Origin of the sequence: Gemmobacter aquatilis, assembly GCF_900110025.1 — a bacterium.
Taxonomy (GTDB): domain Bacteria; phylum Pseudomonadota; class Alphaproteobacteria; order Rhodobacterales; family Rhodobacteraceae; genus Gemmobacter; species Gemmobacter aquatilis.
Window position 1 is genome coordinate 265625 of sequence record NZ_FOCE01000001.1, and the last position, 16469, is coordinate 282093.

General features: G+C 63.9%; 17 protein-coding genes. 4 read left to right on the top strand and 13 right to left on the bottom strand.

What is annotated here, in order from left to right; all coding sequences use genetic code 11:
• Positions 1–35 precede the first annotated feature (35 nt).
• From BMX43_RS01245 to BMX43_RS01255, 3 genes are all read right to left on the bottom strand, one after another.
• On the bottom strand, positions 36–1946 hold the full coding sequence (locus BMX43_RS01245) for a polysaccharide biosynthesis protein (protein WP_091295650.1): 1911 nt from the start codon (positions 1944–1946) through the stop codon (positions 36–38).
• Between the two features lie 142 nt (positions 1947–2088).
• Entirely contained in the window at positions 2089–2712 is a 624-nt protein-coding gene (locus tag BMX43_RS01250) for a sugar transferase (protein ID WP_091295654.1), read from the bottom strand.
• The gene (locus BMX43_RS01255; protein WP_175481987.1) at positions 2709–3575 is read right to left on the bottom strand and encodes an NAD-dependent epimerase/dehydratase family protein; all 867 of its coding nucleotides are present in this window, start codon (positions 3573–3575) and stop codon (positions 2709–2711) included. The genes BMX43_RS01250 and BMX43_RS01255 overlap by 4 nt, the downstream gene beginning before the upstream one ends.
• A 181-nt stretch (positions 3576–3756) precedes the next feature.
• On the opposite strand from BMX43_RS01255, the gene BMX43_RS19670 reads away from it, so the two are divergent.
• Entirely contained in the window at positions 3757–4812 is a 1056-nt protein-coding gene (locus BMX43_RS19670; protein WP_281243106.1) for a polysaccharide biosynthesis/export family protein, read from the top strand.
• Between the two features lie 13 nt (positions 4813–4825).
• Here the strand turns inward: BMX43_RS19670 and BMX43_RS01265 are convergent, their stop codons facing one another.
• The 4 genes from BMX43_RS01265 to BMX43_RS01280 are packed head-to-tail and all read right to left on the bottom strand — an operon-like array spanning position 4826 to position 7132.
• Positions 4826–5269 carry a MarR family winged helix-turn-helix transcriptional regulator gene (locus BMX43_RS01265; RefSeq protein WP_091295661.1) on the bottom strand — a complete coding sequence of 148 codons (444 nt, stop codon included), beginning with the start codon at positions 5267–5269 and terminating at the stop codon, positions 4826–4828.
• The gene (locus tag BMX43_RS01270; RefSeq protein WP_091295664.1) at positions 5269–6099 is read right to left on the bottom strand and encodes a carbon-nitrogen hydrolase family protein; all 831 of its coding nucleotides are present in this window, start codon (positions 6097–6099) and stop codon (positions 5269–5271) included. The genes BMX43_RS01265 and BMX43_RS01270 overlap by 1 nt, the downstream gene beginning before the upstream one ends.
• Before the next feature lie 4 nt (positions 6100–6103).
• The gene (gene grxC, locus BMX43_RS01275) at positions 6104–6361 is read right to left on the bottom strand and encodes a glutaredoxin 3 (protein WP_091295667.1); all 258 of its coding nucleotides are present in this window, start codon (positions 6359–6361) and stop codon (positions 6104–6106) included.
• Between the two features lie 48 nt (positions 6362–6409).
• A complete protein-coding gene (locus tag BMX43_RS01280) occupies positions 6410–7132 on the bottom strand; it encodes a ComF family protein (protein WP_091295669.1) in 723 nt (240 codons plus the stop codon).
• 35 nt (positions 7133–7167) lie between these two features.
• On the opposite strand from BMX43_RS01280, the gene BMX43_RS01285 reads away from it, so the two are divergent.
• Together BMX43_RS01285 and hemH are read left to right on the top strand one after the other, a co-directional pair.
• Positions 7168–7980 (top strand): methyltransferase domain-containing protein, encoded by an 813-nt coding sequence (locus BMX43_RS01285; protein WP_091297012.1) that lies wholly within the window; start codon positions 7168–7170, stop codon positions 7978–7980.
• A 52-nt stretch (positions 7981–8032) separates the two neighbouring features.
• Positions 8033–9109, top strand: a complete 1077-nt coding sequence (gene hemH, locus BMX43_RS01290) for a ferrochelatase (protein ID WP_175481989.1) — start codon at positions 8033–8035, stop codon at positions 9107–9109.
• A 69-nt stretch (positions 9110–9178) separates the two neighbouring features.
• On the opposite strand, the gene BMX43_RS01295 is transcribed toward hemH, so the two are convergent.
• Positions 9179–9358: a hypothetical protein gene (locus BMX43_RS01295; protein ID WP_091297015.1), complete on the bottom strand. Its 180-nt coding sequence runs from the start codon at positions 9356–9358 to the stop codon at positions 9179–9181.
• 147 nt (positions 9359–9505) lie between these two features.
• Positions 9506–10078 carry a L,D-transpeptidase gene (locus BMX43_RS01300; RefSeq protein WP_091295676.1) on the bottom strand — a complete coding sequence of 191 codons (573 nt, stop codon included), beginning with the start codon at positions 10076–10078 and terminating at the stop codon, positions 9506–9508.
• 163 nt (positions 10079–10241) lie between these two features.
• On the opposite strand from BMX43_RS01300, the gene dalA reads away from it, so the two are divergent.
• The gene (gene dalA / locus BMX43_RS01305) at positions 10242–10841 is read left to right on the top strand and encodes a divisome-associated lipoprotein DalA (protein WP_091295679.1); all 600 of its coding nucleotides are present in this window, start codon (positions 10242–10244) and stop codon (positions 10839–10841) included.
• Between the two features lie 59 nt (positions 10842–10900).
• Here dalA and BMX43_RS01310 read toward each other — a convergent pair whose 3' ends face one another.
• The 4 genes from BMX43_RS01310 to BMX43_RS01325 form a co-directional block, all read right to left on the bottom strand.
• On the bottom strand, positions 10901–11401 hold the full coding sequence (locus BMX43_RS01310; RefSeq protein WP_091295682.1) for a L,D-transpeptidase family protein: 501 nt from the start codon (positions 11399–11401) through the stop codon (positions 10901–10903).
• Positions 11402–11515: 114 nt separating this feature from the next.
• Positions 11516–12739, bottom strand: coding sequence for a class I SAM-dependent RNA methyltransferase (locus BMX43_RS01315; RefSeq protein ID WP_091295684.1), 1224 nt, complete (start codon positions 12737–12739; stop codon positions 11516–11518).
• Complete coding sequence (locus BMX43_RS01320) at positions 12736–14586, bottom strand: ABC transporter ATP-binding protein (protein WP_175481990.1); 1851 nt, start codon at positions 14584–14586, stop codon at positions 12736–12738. Before BMX43_RS01320 ends, BMX43_RS01315 begins: the two co-directional genes overlap by 4 nt.
• Positions 14583–16424: an ABC transporter ATP-binding protein gene (locus BMX43_RS01325; RefSeq protein ID WP_091297022.1), complete on the bottom strand. Its 1842-nt coding sequence runs from the start codon at positions 16422–16424 to the stop codon at positions 14583–14585. The genes BMX43_RS01320 and BMX43_RS01325 overlap by 4 nt, the downstream gene beginning before the upstream one ends.
• Positions 16425–16469: the final 45 nt, after the last annotated feature.

Sequence of the window (16469 nt, forward strand, 5' to 3'; positions counted from 1 at the left end):
ATCAGCAAAAGCCAAAGCCTGCCAAGTGTTGCAGATCAACGGCGCGCTACCGCCGACATCGGCGGCTGATAGCCGTGCACCCAGGTGGTGATCACGTCACGGGCGGCGCTCTGATCCCCTACCGCGACCGCCGACCGCAGGGCCCGCAGGGCGCTGGCCATTTCCAGCTCTGACAGGCTTTCCTCGCGGGCACGCAGGATCTTGCTGTGCGGCGTCGTCAGCAGGCCCGCGCCGATCAGCAGTTCTTCATGCAGCTTCTCGCCGGGGCGCAGGCCGGTCACCTTGATCTCGATATCGCCATCCGGGTGATCGGCATCGCGCACCGAATAGCCCGCCGCGGTGATCAGTTGCACCGCCATATCGCGGATGCGCACGGGTTTGCCCATGTCCAGCACGAACACATCCCCCCCGCGCGAGGTTTGCACATCCGAAAAGCTGCCCGCCATCAGCACCAGCCGTGCCGCCTCGGAGATCGTCATGAAAAAGCGGGTCACATCCTCATGCGTCAGGGTCACCGGGCCGCCCTTGGCGATCTGTTCCTTGAACAACGGGATGACCGACCCCGACGACCCCAGCACATTGCCAAACCGCACCATCGAGAACACCGTCCCGCGTGAGCGTTTCGCCATGTCCTGCACCACCAGTTCCGCCAGACGCTTCGAGGCGCCCATGACGTTGGTGGGCCGCACCGCCTTGTCAGAGGAAATCAGGATGAACCGCTCCACCCCAGCATCATTCGCCGCTTCGGCAATGGTGCGCGTGCCCAACACGTTGTTGGCAAGGCCTGCGATCGGATTGCATTCGACCAGCGGCACATGCTTGTAGGCAGCGGCATGGAAGACCACATCCACCGCATGATCATTGATCACCATGCGGGTCAGCCGGGAATCTGTAACAGACCCCAGAACAGGCATGATTTCCACATTTTGCGCCTCGCTCAGGTCGCGCAGATCCTTGTCGATGGAATAGAGCGAAACCTCGCTCACCTCATACAACACCAGCTTCCGCGGCTTGCAGTGCAGCAACTGGCGGCAAAGCTCGGACCCGACAGAGCCACCGGCGCCAGAGACGAGGATCGACTTGCCCTCATAGACCTCTTCGCCCTGCGGCAGCGTATCCCCCACCTGCGCGCGGCCCAGAAACTGGCCCGGCACGACGGGAGAAAGATTGTCGATCAGCTCTTCCTCGCCCACCAGCTGCGAGAAGGACGGCAGCGATTGCACGGTCAGGCCCATGCCCCGCAACTGGCGCGTCAGCCGCGCTAGTTTCGGCGCCGAAACCGAAGGCATGGCAAGGATGATCCGGTCAATGTCGCGCTGTTCAACCAGCGTTTTCAGGCTCGAAGGGGGCAGCACGCGCAGCCCTGCGATGGTCGAGGAATGCAGCGCCGTATTGTCATCGACAAAGGCAATCGGCACGATCCGCTCGTGCGAACGCAATGCTGCAACCAGCTGAACCCCGGTTGTACCCGCGCCATAGATCAGCACGCGGTGCTTCGGCTGGCCCTGCCGCAGCACCCACAGCAGGATGTGAAACATCGCCGTGCGCATCCCTGCCGACAGCAGGAACAGCATCAGACCATAGATCACCACACCGGCAACCGGAAAGATCGGCAGGGCAAAGCGTGTCATCACCGCAAAGCACAGCGTGACCACCGCCGCATAGACCCCGGTGCGCAGGACCGCCGTAGTCTCGTAGGATTTCAGCTGGATCCGCGGCAGGCCAAGCCAGCTCGATACAGCGCCGCCGATCAACGAAATGGCGGGCAGCATGTAGAACACGTTGGGATAGCGGACGAACGGCGCCGTGCCGTTGTGTGCGACGATCACCGCCGCGATCAGAACCAGCGGCGGCAGCAACGCATCAATAACAAACAATGTGAACTGCTTGTTCTTGCGTGAGAAGCGCTGCACAAGTTCATACAGCCCGTGCCTGACAAGACCCATTTGCTTCCTTGCTCCACGCGGATTCGCAAAGTGCTTACTGACAAAAGCGATCAAAAATGTTCAACTGACCACAAGCTAGCGCAAAGATGCGCCTGCAGCAAGGCAACAGCGACGGCCCTCGCCCAACTCGGCGCCGCCTTGCCTATTTTTTGAACAGCCTCTTCACCAGCACCCTGCCAAATGTTTCCGCAATCAGCTTCAGATCAAGGCAAACGCTCTGGTTTTGCTGATAAATCAAGTCAAGATGCGCTTTCTTGGGCACGCAGCAGCGCGCATAGACGGCATCCGTCTCTGCCGCTGTGCTGCACCTGCGAAGAAGCCAATCCTCATGCGCATGAAACTTCAGCGTCGCAAGCCCAGTGATTCCCGGCCGGCTACGCAGAACCTGCGCATAAACATCTGGAAACCGCTCCACATAGCTGCGCAGCGGCGGGCGCGGCCCGACAAAGCTCATGTCGCCCCGGATGACGTTCCAGAGCTGCGGAATCTCGTCCAGCCGCGCCCGGCGCAGGAAACGCCCCATGGGGGTGATTCGCGTAGCCTTGTCACCGCCGGACACGCCGCTGTCATCCTGCACCACCGTCATTGTGCGCAGCTTCCAAAGCTGGAAGGGCTGCCCCGGGGCCTGCATCCGTTCGGAGACATAGAAAACCGGGCGCCCTTCGCGCCAAAGCAAATAGCCCAGCAACAGTAAGAAGGGCACGGCAAGAATCCCGGCCAAAACAAGGGCCAGCACCAGATCGAAAAGCCGCTTCTGCGGTGTCATGTGTGCTCCGCGCCGAAGTCACGCCAGTCTGCCACCAGATCGGCAGCCTCGCCTCTTCCTGCCACGCCGGGCAGCAGCGCTTCAAGCCGTTGTGTATTGATCGGCAAACCCGCCAGAACCTGCGGATTGTCTGGCCCGAATTGCCAGCAGAACCCCGCTGCGTCCAGCAAGTCGCCCATCCGCACCTGCCCGGGCGCGCTGATGTTCAGCAGTTTGGGCAGGGGCTGCCCAGCCCGCGCCAGATCGGCCAGCCCGGCCAGCACAGCAGCCAACCGGCCCGGCCCGATATAGGCCCGTTGCGGCCCGGCGTCCGAGCCATGTACCGGGTCCAGCGTGACAGCGCGGCCCGAGGCCGCAGCCCCGAACAGCGCGTCTGCCCCAAGGACATTGCCGATTCGCAGCACCGTCAGCCCTGGCACACCCGCCCCTTGCCGTGCCTGCCAGTCCAGGACCGCTGTCTCCATCATAGCCTTGGCATGGCCATAGGCGCCCATTGGCGCGGGCGGCGCATCCTCGTCCACCGGCACCGCCTCGCCCTGCCCCGAGCCGTAAACCGCAACCGAAGAAGCCAGAAACACATGCGCAGCGCCGCAGCGCAGCGCTGCCTCGCACATGGCCAGAGCCAGTGTGGTATTCTGCGCCAAAGCCTCTTCATCGCCGCGCACAACCCCGGCCAGCCCGAAGATCACCACACCCGGCAGGCGGAGGCCCGGCCAGGGCGCCGACAGGATATCCCACTGCAGCCACGGGCCCGTCATCTCGCCACGCGCTTGCCACAGCACGCCTTGTCGCTGCGCCCAAGCCATCTGCAATATGCGCCCGATCCGCCCGGTTGCACCGCACACAAGGGTATTTGTCGTCATGGGCGCCGCTCCGCCTGCGATGAACTCTGGTGTTGAATGGGCCATTTGTGCCAAGTATCTTTCTGCGACTGCCAAGTCCACTCTGCCAGGTGTGACATTATCGGAGCTCCATATGCGCATTCCCGCCGGGAGGCTGTTTCTGCTGACAGCCAGCCTTACGTTTCTTTCGGCCTGTGCTGACATGCCTGCTGGTGCACCGAGTGCTGCCCAGATTACCAAAGGCGCCACCGAAGAGGATGCGACGTTCGCCATATATCCGGTGACACGCGAAACTCTGCCCAGGCTGAAAACCTGGCCCCGCAAGGGACAACCGCCCGTATCAGGCTGGATTTCGCGGGCCAAAGGGCCGTCATCGCAGATCGTGGAGCCGGGAGACACGATGGATCTGGCGATCTGGGACAACAGCGAAAGCTCGCTGATCACCCAGACCGGGCAAAAGGTTGTACAGCTGAACGGGATCAGGGTTTCGCCCGAGGGCAAGGTTTTCCTGCCCTATGTCGATCAGGTCAGCGTCGCCAAGATGTCGCCCGACAAGGCCCGCGACACGATTCAAAACCGTTTTGCTGCGATCATCCCCAGCGCGCAGGTGCAGATCACCCACACGCCGGGGCGCGAAAGCTCGGTCGATCTGGTCAGCGGCGTGGCCAAGCCGGGCAACTATGTGATGCCGGATCGCGATTTCACGGTTCTGGGCCTGCTCGCCATGGGCGGTGGCATCGTTGACGGGGTTGAAAACCCGCAGGTCCGTCTGATGCGTGGCGGCAAGCTGTACGGTGTCTCCGCCGACAAGCTTCTGAAAAACCCGTCGCTGGACACCACCCTGCGCGGCGGCGACAAGGTTTATGTCGAAAAGGACGGGCGCTATTTCCTGTCGCTTGGCGCGGCGGGCAAGGAAGCCCAGATCCCCTTCCCCAGCGACAAGATCAACGCGCTTGATGCGGCCACGCTGATCGGCGGGGTGCAGGATAACCGCGCCAACCCGAAAGGCGTACTGGTGCTGCGCAACTATGACCCCGCAGACCTGCGCGGCGACAGTTCCGGCCCCAGCAAGGAACGCATGATCTTTGCCCTGGATCTGACCACCGCCGACGGCCTGTTCAGTGCGGGCGAGTTCGAGATCATGGACCGCGATCTGGTTCTGGTCACCGAAAGCTCGCTGATGCAGACCAATGCGGCGATCAAGATGGCTTACGAGCTGCTGGGCATCCCGACCCGCATCAACAACGTGACCAATTAACAGAAGGCGGCGCTCAGTCGTCGCCTTCCAGCTTTGTGCGCAATTCACGCAGCACCGGCAACACGGCGCGGACCCGATCCGCGCCGAGCGAGGTGACAACCTCGCCGATCAGCGGTGCGATGGCCTGCACTGCCGCATCGCGCGCCGCCCTTCCCGCCGGGCTGATCGCCACGAACTTGCGCCGCGCATCATCCCAGTCGGGGCGGATATGCACATGCCCCGCCCATTCCAGCTTGGCCAGCGTGTTGGTCATCGCGCCCCGCGTCACATGAAAGCTGGAAGCGAGCTGCGCGGGTGTGCGTTCTTCCTGGATACGGGCCAGATGGTTCAGCACGCCGAAATGCGAAATCTCCATCCCCTTGGGCAGAACCTTGGAAATGCGGTTGCGGGCAAGCTGATCCGCCATGAACAGCTCGCCGAACAGGGCGATGGCAATATCGTCGGTTTTCTCTGCCATTACGGGCCGTCGAACGCGCGGTCATGCGTCAGCGAGGGCACGCGCGCCCGCGCTTTCTCCACCTCGGCCAGATCAATCTCGGCGAAGGTCACGCCGGGCTTCACGCCCGCTTCGGCGATGATCTCGCCCCAGGGGGCAATGGCCAGGCTGTGGCCGTAGGTCTGGCGTCCCTTGCCCTCGCGTTCCGGGTGAAAGCCGGTCTGGGCCGGGGCCAGCACGAAACAGCCGGTTTCGATCGCGCGGGCGCGCAGCAGGGTTTCCCAATGGGCCTGCCCGGTCAGATGGTTGAACGCGGCTGGCACCGTCAGGATCTGCGCGCCCGCTTGCGCCAGACGGCGGAACAGATGCGGAAAGCGCAGGTCATAGCACACGGCCATGCCGATCTTGCCAAAGGGCGTATCGGCCACCACCGCCTGCGTGCCGGGCCGATAGCCCGCCGATTCGCGGTAAACCTCGGTTTCCGTCACGTTCACATCGAACATGTGGATCTTGTCATAGCGCGCGACAATTTCCCCCTGTGGGTCGATCAGGAAAGACCGGTTGGCAAAGCGCCCGTCGGCATCCGTGGTCAATAGACCCAGCGAGCCGATCAGCAGCCAGATGCCCAGATCCCGCGCCTCGGCACGCAGTGCGGCCAGTGTCGGGTCGTCCTCCTCCAGCCGCAAAACCTTGCGCTGATGCGCACGGTCAGAGCTGAGCGCATTGGTACATTCAGGCGTCAGCACAAACCCTGCCCCGCCCTGCGCCGCAGCGCGGATCAGGGCCAGCGTTTCCGGCAGGTTTTCCGCCGGATCATCCCCGACCGTCAGTTGCACAAGACCGATGCGCATCGCCTTACCCTGCCAGCAGGGCGTCAAGCTTGCCCTCGTGATCCAGCGCATGGATGTCATCGCTGCCGCCGACATGCTGCCCGCCGATGAAGATCTGCGGCACGGTGCGGCGACCGGCGGCGCGTTGCATCATCGCCATGCGCAGATCCGGGTCGCGGCTCACGTCGATCTCGGTGAAAGCGGCGCCCTTCTTGGTCAGCAGGCGCTTCGCCGCCAGACAATAGGGGCAAGTCGGGGTGGTGTAGATTTCGACGGGCTTCATATGCGCACTCTCGGGGTCAGTCTTCGCGGGTGCAGCAACTATAGGGCTTCAGCCGTCTTTCGCAACGCGCGTCAGCACAACGACATCGACCCGCGCCGCCCCTGCCGCCAGACAGGACTCGGCACAGGCCGCCAGCGTCGCGCCCGAGGTCATCACATCATCCACCAGCAGCACAGGGCGCCCCTGCACCTGCCACAGCCGCTTCGGGTTCACCTTGAACGCATCGGCGACATTGGCAAAGCGGCCCTCGCGGTCCCGCCCCTCCTGGCTGCGGGTGTTGCGGGCGCGGATCAGCAGATCGGGGCAATGCGGCAGATCGGTGCGCCGCGCCAGCGCCCCGGCCAACAGCGCCGACTGGTTGTAGCGCCGTTTCAACATCCGCAGCCAGTGCAGCGGCACCGGCGCCAGCAGCGTATCGGGCGCCAGCAGCGGGGCGGCCACCCGGTGCAGCCAGCCCGCAGCAGGTTTCGCCAGATCCAGCCGATCCCCATGTTTCAGCGCCATCACCAGCCGCCGCCCGTTGTCCCGATAAAGCATCGCTGCGCGCCCCCGGCTCCACGGGCGGGCAATCGCAAGGCAATCGTCGCATTGCACCGCATGGCCCGGGTCGTCCCCCGGCAGCGGCATCCCGCAGCAATCGCAGGTCAGCCCGGCGATGAACGGCGTTTCGCGCCAGCAGCGGGCGCAAAGCCCGAAATCGGTGGTCACCAGCGCATCGCAACTCAGGCATTGTGGCGGAAAAACCAGGTGCACAGCCGCTTGCATTCTCATCCGACCCTCCTATGGTCCCGCCAAACGGAGGCATGATGCAGACCCCCCCTCAGCTCACCGACCGCACCGCCCTTGCCCGCAACCGCGCCCGCGCCCGCCGCGACGCGCTGTTCCTGCACGAGGAGACGGTCTTCGAGGTTCAGGAAAGACTGATTCCGGTTAACAGGACGTTCACCGCACCCGCCATCGTCACGGGTTTCCCGGAAATCTGGCAAAATGTGCTGCCCGGCGCGAAAATCGTGCCCGATGACGAGGTGCTGGATCTGGCGCCCGAGGCGCATGATCTGGTGATTCATGCCATGGCGCTGCACTGGGCCAGCGATCCGGTGGGGCAACTGGTGCAATGCCGCCGGGCACTGCGGCCGGACGGGCTGTTCCTTGGATTTTCGTTGGGCGGGCAGACGCTGCACGAATTGCGCGCCGCACTGGCCGAGGCCGAGGCGACGGTGACGGGTGGCCTGAGCCCCCGCGTGCTGCCGATGGGCGAGATTCGCGATCTGGGTGCACTGTTGCAGCGGGCCGGGCTGAACCTGCCGGTGGCCGACAGTTTCACCAAAACCGTCAGCTACCGCGACGCCTTTCACCTGATGCACGATCTGCGCGCGATGGGCGAGGGCAATGCGCTGGCCGCCCGGCAGCGCCACCCCACCCGCCGCGCCGTGCTGGCCGAGGCCGCGCGCCGCTATCACGAGGCCTATGCCCTGCCGGACGGCCGCGTCAGTGCCAGTTTCGAGGTGATCTGCCTGACCGGCTGGGCCCCGCATGACAGCCAGCAAAAACCGCTGCGCCCCGGTTCGGCGATCCAGCGACTGGAAGACGCATTGAAAGCCGCCACGAAAGCCGATTGACCCCGGCTGTGCCAAGGCTATCTCGGGCGGGATGACAGACAGGAGAGAGACAATGCTGGACGCTGCCCGCGATCAGGCGATCCGCCCCGGCGAAGGCCGGCTGGCCCATGCCCCCACCGACCATCCGCCGGTGAAAGCCGCGAAAGTCGGCGTGTTGCTGGCCAATCTCGGCACGCCGGACCATTACGATTACTGGTCGATGCGGCGCTATCTGAACGAGTTTCTGTCCGACAAACGGGTGATCGACTATGCCAGCTGGAAATGGCAGCCGCTGCTGCAGCTGATCATCCTGACCAAGCGCCCCTTCACCTCGGGGGCGAATTACAAGCTGATCTGGAACCACGACAAGGGCGAAAGCCCGCTGATGACCATCACCAAGGACCAGACCGCCGCCATCGCCGCCCAGATGCAGGCGGCTTACGGCGATCAGGTTATGGTCGATTTCTGTATGCGCTACGGCAACCCTTCCACCGAATCCAGGGTGAAGGCGATGATCGCGGCGGGCTGCGAGAAGATCCTGTTCTTCCCGCTGTATCCGCATTACGCAGGTGCCACCTCGGCCACCGCCAATGACGCCTTCTTTCGCGCCTTGATGAAGGAAAAGCGCCAGCCCGCTGCGCGCACCGTGGCCGAATATTTTGACCATCCACTGTATATCGAGGCGCTGGCCCAGTCGGTGGAACGCGCCTATGCCGGGCTGGAGCAGCGGCCCGACGTGCTGGTGGCCTCGTATCACGGGATGCCGAAGCGCTATCTGATGTCGGGCGACCCCTATCACTGCCAGTGCCAGAAAACCTCGCGCCTGCTGCGCGAACGGCTGGGCTGGGAGAAGGGGGCGATCATCACCACCTTCCAGTCGGTTTTCGGGCCGGAAGAATGGCTGAAGCCCTATACTGTGGAACATGTCGCCGAGCTGGCGAAACAGGGCAAGAAACGCATCGCAGTGATTGCCCCGGCCTTTTCCGCCGACTGCATCGAGACGCTGGAGGAAATCAACGGCGAGATCCGCGAAGCGTTTGAACACGCAGGCGGCGAAAGCTTCACCTATATTCCCTGCCTGAACGATGATGCGGCGCATGTTGCTGCGCTGACGGCGGTGATCCGCGAAAATCTGTCTGGCTGGGTCTGAACCCGGCCAGACAAAACGAAAAGGGCGACAGGTTTCCCTGCCGCCCTTTTCTTTTCGGGGTGACCCGGCTCAGTTGGCAGCGACAGCGGCCACAACGAGCAGGAGCAGCAGCGGGATGATCACGCCGCCCGACGACGACGACGTCGCCGCTTCAACAACTTCCGGCTCCATGACCGGCTCAACCATGCCGCCAGCGAAAGCGGTGGAAGCGGCGACCGACAGGGCGGCTGCGAGTGCAAGTTTCTTCATGTTAACCTCCAGATATTGCGTCACGTCGAATGTTGCAGAGGCGACGTAACGCACCCAAGACTGTACCTCGTAGATCGCTGTGTAATCTTGAACGCACATACACGCAATGACAGCCAAGCGCCATTGAGCCTCCACAGCGCCATGGCGTCAAATTAGCAACACCTGTGTCCCGATTTGTGCCATCTCGAACAATTCTTCGACGTGTTCGTTATACATGCCGATGCAACCATTGGACGATTTGCGCCCGATCTTGCGCGTGTCATGCGTGCCGTGGATGCGATAATAGGTCCAGGACAGCCAAAGCGCGCGGGTGCCCAGCGGATTGTCCGGGCCCGGGCCAATGTATTCCGGCCAGTCGGGGTTGCGTTCCAGCATCGAAGGCGTCGGGCGCCATTCCGGGCCGACCACCTTCTTGATGATCTCGGTCCGGCCCTTGCGGGTCAGATCGGCAGAAACCGGCACCGAAGTCGGGTACAGCCGGTAAATCGTCTGGTCTTCCGACCAGAAATGCAACGCGCGGGATTCGGTATCGACCAGAATGGCGCCCTTCGCCAGAGTGGTGAAATAGGGTTGCCAATCCAGCATCCGGAAGCTGGAGATATTTGCACGCACCGACCCCTCGCTCTGGGCGAAGGCCGGCAGGGCGGCCGTGCCCATCACGGCTGCCGCAGCACCCAGAACCGCGCGACGGCTGGGCATGAACGTATCGTCAGCAGACATCCGCTGAACTCCTTGCGGTTTGACATGCGCGTCTATTAGCGGCGCCAGCGCCACTTCGCAAATCAAACACACGTCATTCGGCGGGATCACGCAGACTTGCGTTTGAACCTGCCCAATGAATTGGCTAAGGACGGGCGATCATATACGCTTTGGTGAACAGAAGATGACGAGATTTCCGGTTCTGGCCCTCTGCGCCGTGGCGCTGCTTTCCGCGTGCAGCAGCCCGATCCCGCAAGAGCAGTTTGGCGCCGACGGGCGCCCGCTGCCGCGCGTCTACAAGATGTCCAGAGCGGACGAGGCAGAAATCCCCTACCGGGTGCTCGACTCGCTCAACGCGCTGCGCTCTGCCAAGGGCGTGTCTCCTGTGCAGTTGAACGCCCAGCTCAGCGCCGCCGCCGCCGCCCATTCGCGCGACATGTCTGCGCAAAACCGCCCGTGGCATTTCGGCTCCGACGGCTCCTCGCCGCTGTTGCGCGCCCAGCGTGCCGGTTACGCTGGCCATTTCATGGGCGAGCTGATCGCCGAAACCTACGAGACCGAGATGGAGACGCTGGCCGACTGGTCCACCCAGGCCGAGACGCGCGGCGTGCTGCTGGAGCCGAAAGTGAACGAACTTGGCTTCGCCTGGTATCAGGAGCCGAACGGCAAGATCTGGTGGACGCTGGTCACCGGCGACAGCACGCGCCCGCCGGTCGCCAATGTGAACATCACCGCGCTTGGCCGCGAAACCACGTCCGAGATGGACAATCTCGTTGGCCAGTAACGCCGTCGGACAAAAAAATGACACAAAAGGGGCCTTCGGGCCCCTTTCTGCATCCCGGCTCAGGGCAGGATGTAAACCGGCGTCCTGCGGCGGACCATGGAATAGACCACTTCCATCTCCTTGTCCGTCACGGCGATGCAGCCTGCGGTCCAGTCACCCTTGTTGCGGCCCTTATAGTCTGACCGGCCATGAATCATGATATCGCCGCCCGGCGATTTGCCCTGCGCCTCGGCAAAGGCCTTGTCCTCCCGGTTGGGGTAGGAGATGCCAAGCGACAGGTGATACCGGCTGTTCGGATTATGGCGGTTGATGAAATAGGTGCCTTCCGGGGTCTTGCCGTCTCCCTCGAACTGCTTGTGGCCGACCGGAGTGAACCCAAGCGCCACGTCGTATTCTTCCAGCACCTCGGAATTGTGCAGCAAATACATCTTCCGCGCTGCCTTGTGCACCTGGATCGAGGTCACAGAAGGCCCGTCATAGCTGCGGAATTTCCCCTTCTGCCCGCAAGCGGTGATGCCAAAAGCAAGCACAAGGGCCAGAAGAACCCGAAGGATGGTCATGGAACGCCTGTATTTGTTGTTTCTTTTTCCTGCCCATACGCAAAATAGCATGATCTGCCTAGGGGCGTTAACCCTGCAGAAATCCACAGAGCAACAAAAGAAACGTGCGCAGCTTCAGACGCGGCTGAAGCGCGCCGCCAGTTCCACATGCGCCGACCAGCGGAACTGATCCACCACCTGCACCCAGTCCAGCCGATAGCCCCCCGCCAGCAACACCTTGGCATCGCGCGCGAATGTGGCCGGGTTGCAGGATACGGCGGCGATCACCGGCACCCCGGATCGGGCCAATGTGGCCGTCTGCGCCTCGGCCCCGGCGCGCGGCGGGTCGATCACCACCGCCTCCACGCCCTTGAACTCGTCAGGCTCCAGCGGGCGGCGGAACAAGTCGCGCGTCTCGGCCCGCACGCGGTGCAGGCCCTGCGCCTGCCGCCAGCCCTTGTCGAGCGCTGCGATCATTGCGGCATCGCCTTCAACCGCGTGAATATCCGCCTGTTCGGCCAGCGGCAGGCTGAAGGTGCCCGCCCCCGCGAACAGATCGGTGATTCGGCCCGCCTGCCCCACCGCCGCGCGCACCGCTGCCAGCAAGGCAGCCTCGCCCTCGGCGGTCGCCTGCAGAAAAACGCCCGGCGGCGGGGCGACCAGAGCCTTGCCAAACCGCTGCATCGGGGCAGCGCGCAGGGCGACCGTTTCATCTTCCCATGTCACACGCGACAGGCCATGCGCCTCGCAGATCCGCGCCAGATCCAGCCGCAGCGCGGAATCCAGCGGCTTGCCGCCCGCCACCGCCACATCCGGCCCAGCCAGCGTGCGGGTGATGGTCAGTGAAAGCTCCGTCGTGCGCGACCCGCCCGCCACCACAAGCGCCTCCAGCGCCGGAAAGGCGGCCATCAGATCGGGGTGCAGCAACTGGCAGTTCGGCACCGGAATCAGCAGATCCGACCCGCGCGCGTGAAAGCCCAGCATCGCGCCACCCTTGGTGCGGCGCCCGGCGATCACCGCCCGCCGCCGCGATCGGGGCGGCGAGGTGATGATTGGGAGCAGCACCGCCTCCAACCCCTGCCCCGCCAGCGCGCCCTTCACGATGCCCAGCTTCCAGTCGGCCACCACATCATCGCGCACATGCTGCATCAGACAGCCACCACAGCTTTTGGCATGGGCACAGGGCGGTTTCACCCGGTCAGCCGAGGGCGTCAGGATCCGCACGCCGCGCAGCGTATCCCCCTGCAGCTCGCCCTCCACCTCTTCACCGGGCAGCGTCTGCGGCACATAGACAGGCCCGTCCAGCCCCTGCGCGATCCCGTCGCCCAGATGCCCCAGCCGCTCGATGGTCAGTTTCATTCCGCCGCCTCTGCTTCTTCCACGCCGATGAAGCCCCCGGATTGCCTGTTCCAGTAGCGCGCGTAAAGCCCCCCCAGCGCCAGAAGCTGATCATGGCTGCCCTGTTCGACGATCCGCCCCGCATCCAGCACCACGATCCGGTCCATCATCACGATGGTCGAAAGCCGGTGCGCGATGGCCAGCACGGTCTTGCCGACCATCACCCGGCCCAGCGCCTCCTGAATACTGGCCTCCACCTCGCTGTCCAATGCGCTGGTCGCCTCGTCGAGCACCAAAATCGGCGCGTCTTTCAGAAAGGCCCGCGCCAGCGCGATCCGCTGCCGCTGCCCGCCCGACAGCTTCACCCCCCGCTCGCCCAGAAAGGCATCATAACCCTTGCGGCCCTGATGATCCTCCATCGCCAGAATGAACTCATGCGCCTCGGCGGCCTGCGCAGCGGCGATGATTTCGGCCTCGGACGCATCGGGGCGACCGTAAGCGATATTGTCGCGGGCAGATCGGTTGAACATCGCGGTTTCCTGCGTGACCATGCCGATCTGGCGGCGCAGGCTTTCCTGCGTCACACCCCGCACATCGGCATCATCCACCAGAATCCGCCCCTTTTCGCAGTCATAGAGCCGCAAGAGCAGCGAAACCAAGGTCGATTTCCCCGCCCCCGAAGCCCCCACGATCCCCAGCTTTTCGCCCGCCCGGATATCCAGCGTCAGATCATCCACCCCACCCCGCTTGCGCCCATAGGCGAAAGAGGCGTGATCGAACCGGATCGCCCCCGCCACACGCGGCAGCTCCACCGCGCCCGGCGCATCGGCCAGTTGATGCGGCACCGACAGCGTGCGCATCCCGTCTTCCACCTCGCCCACGCTGGTATAGATCGACATCAGCGTGAAGCTGACCCAGCCGGTCATCTGCGCGATGCGCATGGCCACGGCCCCCGCCGCGGCAATCGCCCCCGCCGTCGCCGCCCCCTGCTGCCACAGCACCACCGTCCCACCGATCAGCAGCACCGGCAGCACCCCCGCCAGCGTCATCAGCGAAAAGCGGAACCATGTGGAAATCTCGCCAAACTCGATACTGCGGGCGCGAAACACCTCCATGCTTTTCAGCGCGACGCGATCCTCGAAGGCGGCATGGGCGAACAGCTTCACCGTCTTGATATTGGTGATCGTATCCACCACCTGCCCCGACACCATCGCCCGCGCCGCGGCCCGTGCCGACGAGTTCACCTTCACCTTGGGCAGAAAGAACCGGATCAGCGCCAGATAGCTGACCAGCCAGACCATCAGCGCCACCGCGATCCGCGCATCAATCGCAATCAGGAAGATCGCCGATCCGATCACCGAGGCCAGCGCGAAACAGACGGTGTTGATCACCTCTGTCGCCACATCCGTCACCGCCCGCGCCGCCTGCATCTGCTTTTGCGCGATCCGCCCGGCAAAATCATTGTCAAAGAAGGTAACGCTTTGCCCCAGCGTCCAGCGATGCAACCGGCTCAGCACCAGCGGCATGACATTCGGCCCGATGATGATCGCGTTGGAGGCAGAGGAGAAGGCGAAGGCCAACGGGCGGAAGAACAGGTAGAAGGCGACGAACCACAGCAGCAGGTGCAGGTGGTTGGCAAAGAAGCCCGCAGGCCCGGTGGAAACCGCCGCATCCACCACCCAGCCGAGGATCAGCGCCGAAACCACCTCGGTCGTGCCCGCGAGGGATGAAATCACCCCGGCCAAGATCAGGGGCGGCCAGGCGCCGCGCAGGCACCAGTTGAAAAACCCGCCAAGGCTCTGCGGTGGGGCACCTTCCGCCGGGCGGAACGCGTCGATAAATCCCGCAAGCGCCCGTAAAGCCTTCACGCCTCATCCTCCGTGCCGATGAAACCGCCGGACTGGCGGGCCCAGAACCGGGCATAGAGCCCGCCTTGCGCCAGAAGATCAGTATGGCTGCCCTCTTCGGCCACCGCACCATCCTCCAGCACGACGATGCGGTCCATGGCCGAAATGGTGGAAAGTCTGTGCGCGATGGCGATCACCGTCTTGCCCTGCATCACGCCATACAGCGCCTCTTGAATCGCCGCCTCCACTTCGCTGTCCAAGGCGCTTGTCGCCTCGTCCAGAATCAGGATCGGCGCATCCTTCAGGATGACGCGCGCCAGCCCGATGCGCTGCCGCTGCCCGCCCGAGAGTTTCACCCCGCGTTCGCCCACATGGGCATCATAGCCTGTGCGCCCTTCCGGATCTTGCAGCGTCAGGATGAACTCATGCGCCTCGGCCCGCCTGGCGGCGGCGATCATCTCGGCCTCGGTCGCATCGGGCCGCCCATAAAGGATATTTTCGCGCACCGACCGATGCAGCAGGCTGCTGTCCTGCTGAACCATGCCGATCTCGCGGCGCAGGCTGTCTTGCGTGACCCGGGCGATATCCTGCCCGTCGATCAGGATGCGGCCCGCCTCGGTGTCGTAGAAGCGCAGCATCAGCTTCACCAGTGTCGATTTCCCGGCGCCCGAACGGCCCACGACCCCGATCCGCTCGCCCGGTCGGATGGTCAGGATCACATCGCGCAACCCGCCCGACCCGCGCCCGTAATGATGCGACACATGATCCAGCACGATTTCGCCCTTGGTCAGCCGCAGCGGCTGCGCGCGCGGCGCATCGACAAGGCCGATCGGCTGGGTGATCGTCTCCATCCCCTCCTGCACCACGCCCAGCGCCTGCACCAGCGATGTCGTGGCCCACATGATCCAGTAGGTCATGTTGTTCAGCCGCAACACCAGCGTGGTGGCCGCCGCCACCGTGCCCACGCTGGCCTGGCCCTGATACCACAGCAGCAAGGCCCAGCCCGTCACCGCCACGATCAGGAACCCGTTCAACACGGTCAGCGCCAGATCCATCTTGGTGACGACGCGCATTTCGTGCTGAAATTTCACCCGCGCCGTCTCGATCGCCTCGGTCGCATGGCGCATTTCCAGATCGTGATGGGCGAACAGCTTGACCGAGTGGATGTTGGAATAGGCATCCACCACGCGCCCCGTCACCGCCGAGCGCGCATCGCTGCTGGCCTTCGACGCAGGCCCCGCCCGCCGCAGGGTCCAGCGCACCAGTGCCGCATACAGCGCGAACCAGATCAGCAGCGGCAGCAGCAGCCGCAAATCCGCATCCGCCAGCATCACCCCGGCGCCAACAATGGTGACCGAGGCGAAGGCCACCGCATCAAAAGTCTGGAACACCGCATCCCCCGCCGCCGGGGGCGTCTGCATGATGCGGTTGGCAATACGCCCCGCAAAATCGCTTTCAAACCAGCCCACCGGCTGGCGCAGCACATGGTCATGCGCGCGGTAGCGGATCATCGTACCGAAATTCGGCAGGATCGTGTTGTGCAGCAGCGCGACATTGGCCACCAGCAGCGCCGGGCGCAGGATCAACACCGCCAGACCGACAAGGATGATCTCGCCCCCATGGCTGGCCCACACCTCCTGCGGGCTGCCATTGGCCAGCAGATCGACCATCCGCCCGACATACCAGATCAGCGCCACATCCGCCGAAGCCGCGATGATCGACAGTGCCGCCGTCACGGCAAACACGCCATGGAACGGCTGGATATACTCTTTCAGAAACGGCCAGAGCCGGCGTGGCGGAGTATCCGAATGCACATAGGGCCGATAGGGATCAACGAGCCCTTCAAAAAAACGAAACATGAGGAAGGCCTTGGAATGCTTGCGCCCCAAGATATAGGCGATTTT

What these genes read in the sequence shown, in the direction of transcription:
- BMX43_RS01255 (WP_175481987.1), bottom strand. Translation starts at nt 3,575, where the DNA reads ATGACGACAAATACCCTTGTGTGCGGTGCAACCGGGCGGATCGGGCGC.
- BMX43_RS01285 (WP_091297012.1), top strand. Translation starts at nt 7,168, where the DNA reads ATGCAGACCCCCCCTCAGCTCACCGACCGCACCGCCCTTGCCCGCAAC.
- BMX43_RS01280 (WP_091295669.1), bottom strand. Translation starts at nt 7,132, where the DNA reads ATGAGAATGCAAGCGGCTGTGCACCTGGTTTTTCCGCCACAATGCCTG.
- dalA (WP_091295679.1), top strand. Translation starts at nt 10,242, where the DNA reads ATGACGAGATTTCCGGTTCTGGCCCTCTGCGCCGTGGCGCTGCTTTCC.
- BMX43_RS01295 (WP_091297015.1), bottom strand. Translation starts at nt 9,358, where the DNA reads ATGAAGAAACTTGCACTCGCAGCCGCCCTGTCGGTCGCCGCTTCCACC.
- BMX43_RS01250 (WP_091295654.1), bottom strand. Translation starts at nt 2,712, where the DNA reads ATGACACCGCAGAAGCGGCTTTTCGATCTGGTGCTGGCCCTTGTTTTG.
- BMX43_RS01270 (WP_091295664.1), bottom strand. Translation starts at nt 6,099, where the DNA reads ATGCGCATCGGTCTTGTGCAACTGACGGTCGGGGATGATCCGGCGGAA.
- BMX43_RS01325 (WP_091297022.1), bottom strand. Translation starts at nt 16,424, where the DNA reads ATGTTTCGTTTTTTTGAAGGGCTCGTTGATCCCTATCGGCCCTATGTG.
- grxC (WP_091295667.1), bottom strand. Translation starts at nt 6,361, where the DNA reads ATGAAGCCCGTCGAAATCTACACCACCCCGACTTGCCCCTATTGTCTG.
- BMX43_RS01315 (WP_091295684.1), bottom strand. Translation starts at nt 12,739, where the DNA reads ATGAAACTGACCATCGAGCGGCTGGGGCATCTGGGCGACGGGATCGCG.
- BMX43_RS01310 (WP_091295682.1), bottom strand. Translation starts at nt 11,401, where the DNA reads ATGACCATCCTTCGGGTTCTTCTGGCCCTTGTGCTTGCTTTTGGCATC.
- hemH (WP_175481989.1), top strand. Translation starts at nt 8,033, where the DNA reads ATGCTGGACGCTGCCCGCGATCAGGCGATCCGCCCCGGCGAAGGCCGG.
- BMX43_RS01265 (WP_091295661.1), bottom strand. Translation starts at nt 5,269, where the DNA reads ATGGCAGAGAAAACCGACGATATTGCCATCGCCCTGTTCGGCGAGCTG.
- BMX43_RS19670 (WP_281243106.1), top strand. Translation starts at nt 3,757, where the DNA reads ATGCCTGCTGGTGCACCGAGTGCTGCCCAGATTACCAAAGGCGCCACC.
- BMX43_RS01245 (WP_091295650.1), bottom strand. Translation starts at nt 1,946, where the DNA reads ATGGGTCTTGTCAGGCACGGGCTGTATGAACTTGTGCAGCGCTTCTCA.
- BMX43_RS01300 (WP_091295676.1), bottom strand. Translation starts at nt 10,078, where the DNA reads ATGTCTGCTGACGATACGTTCATGCCCAGCCGTCGCGCGGTTCTGGGT.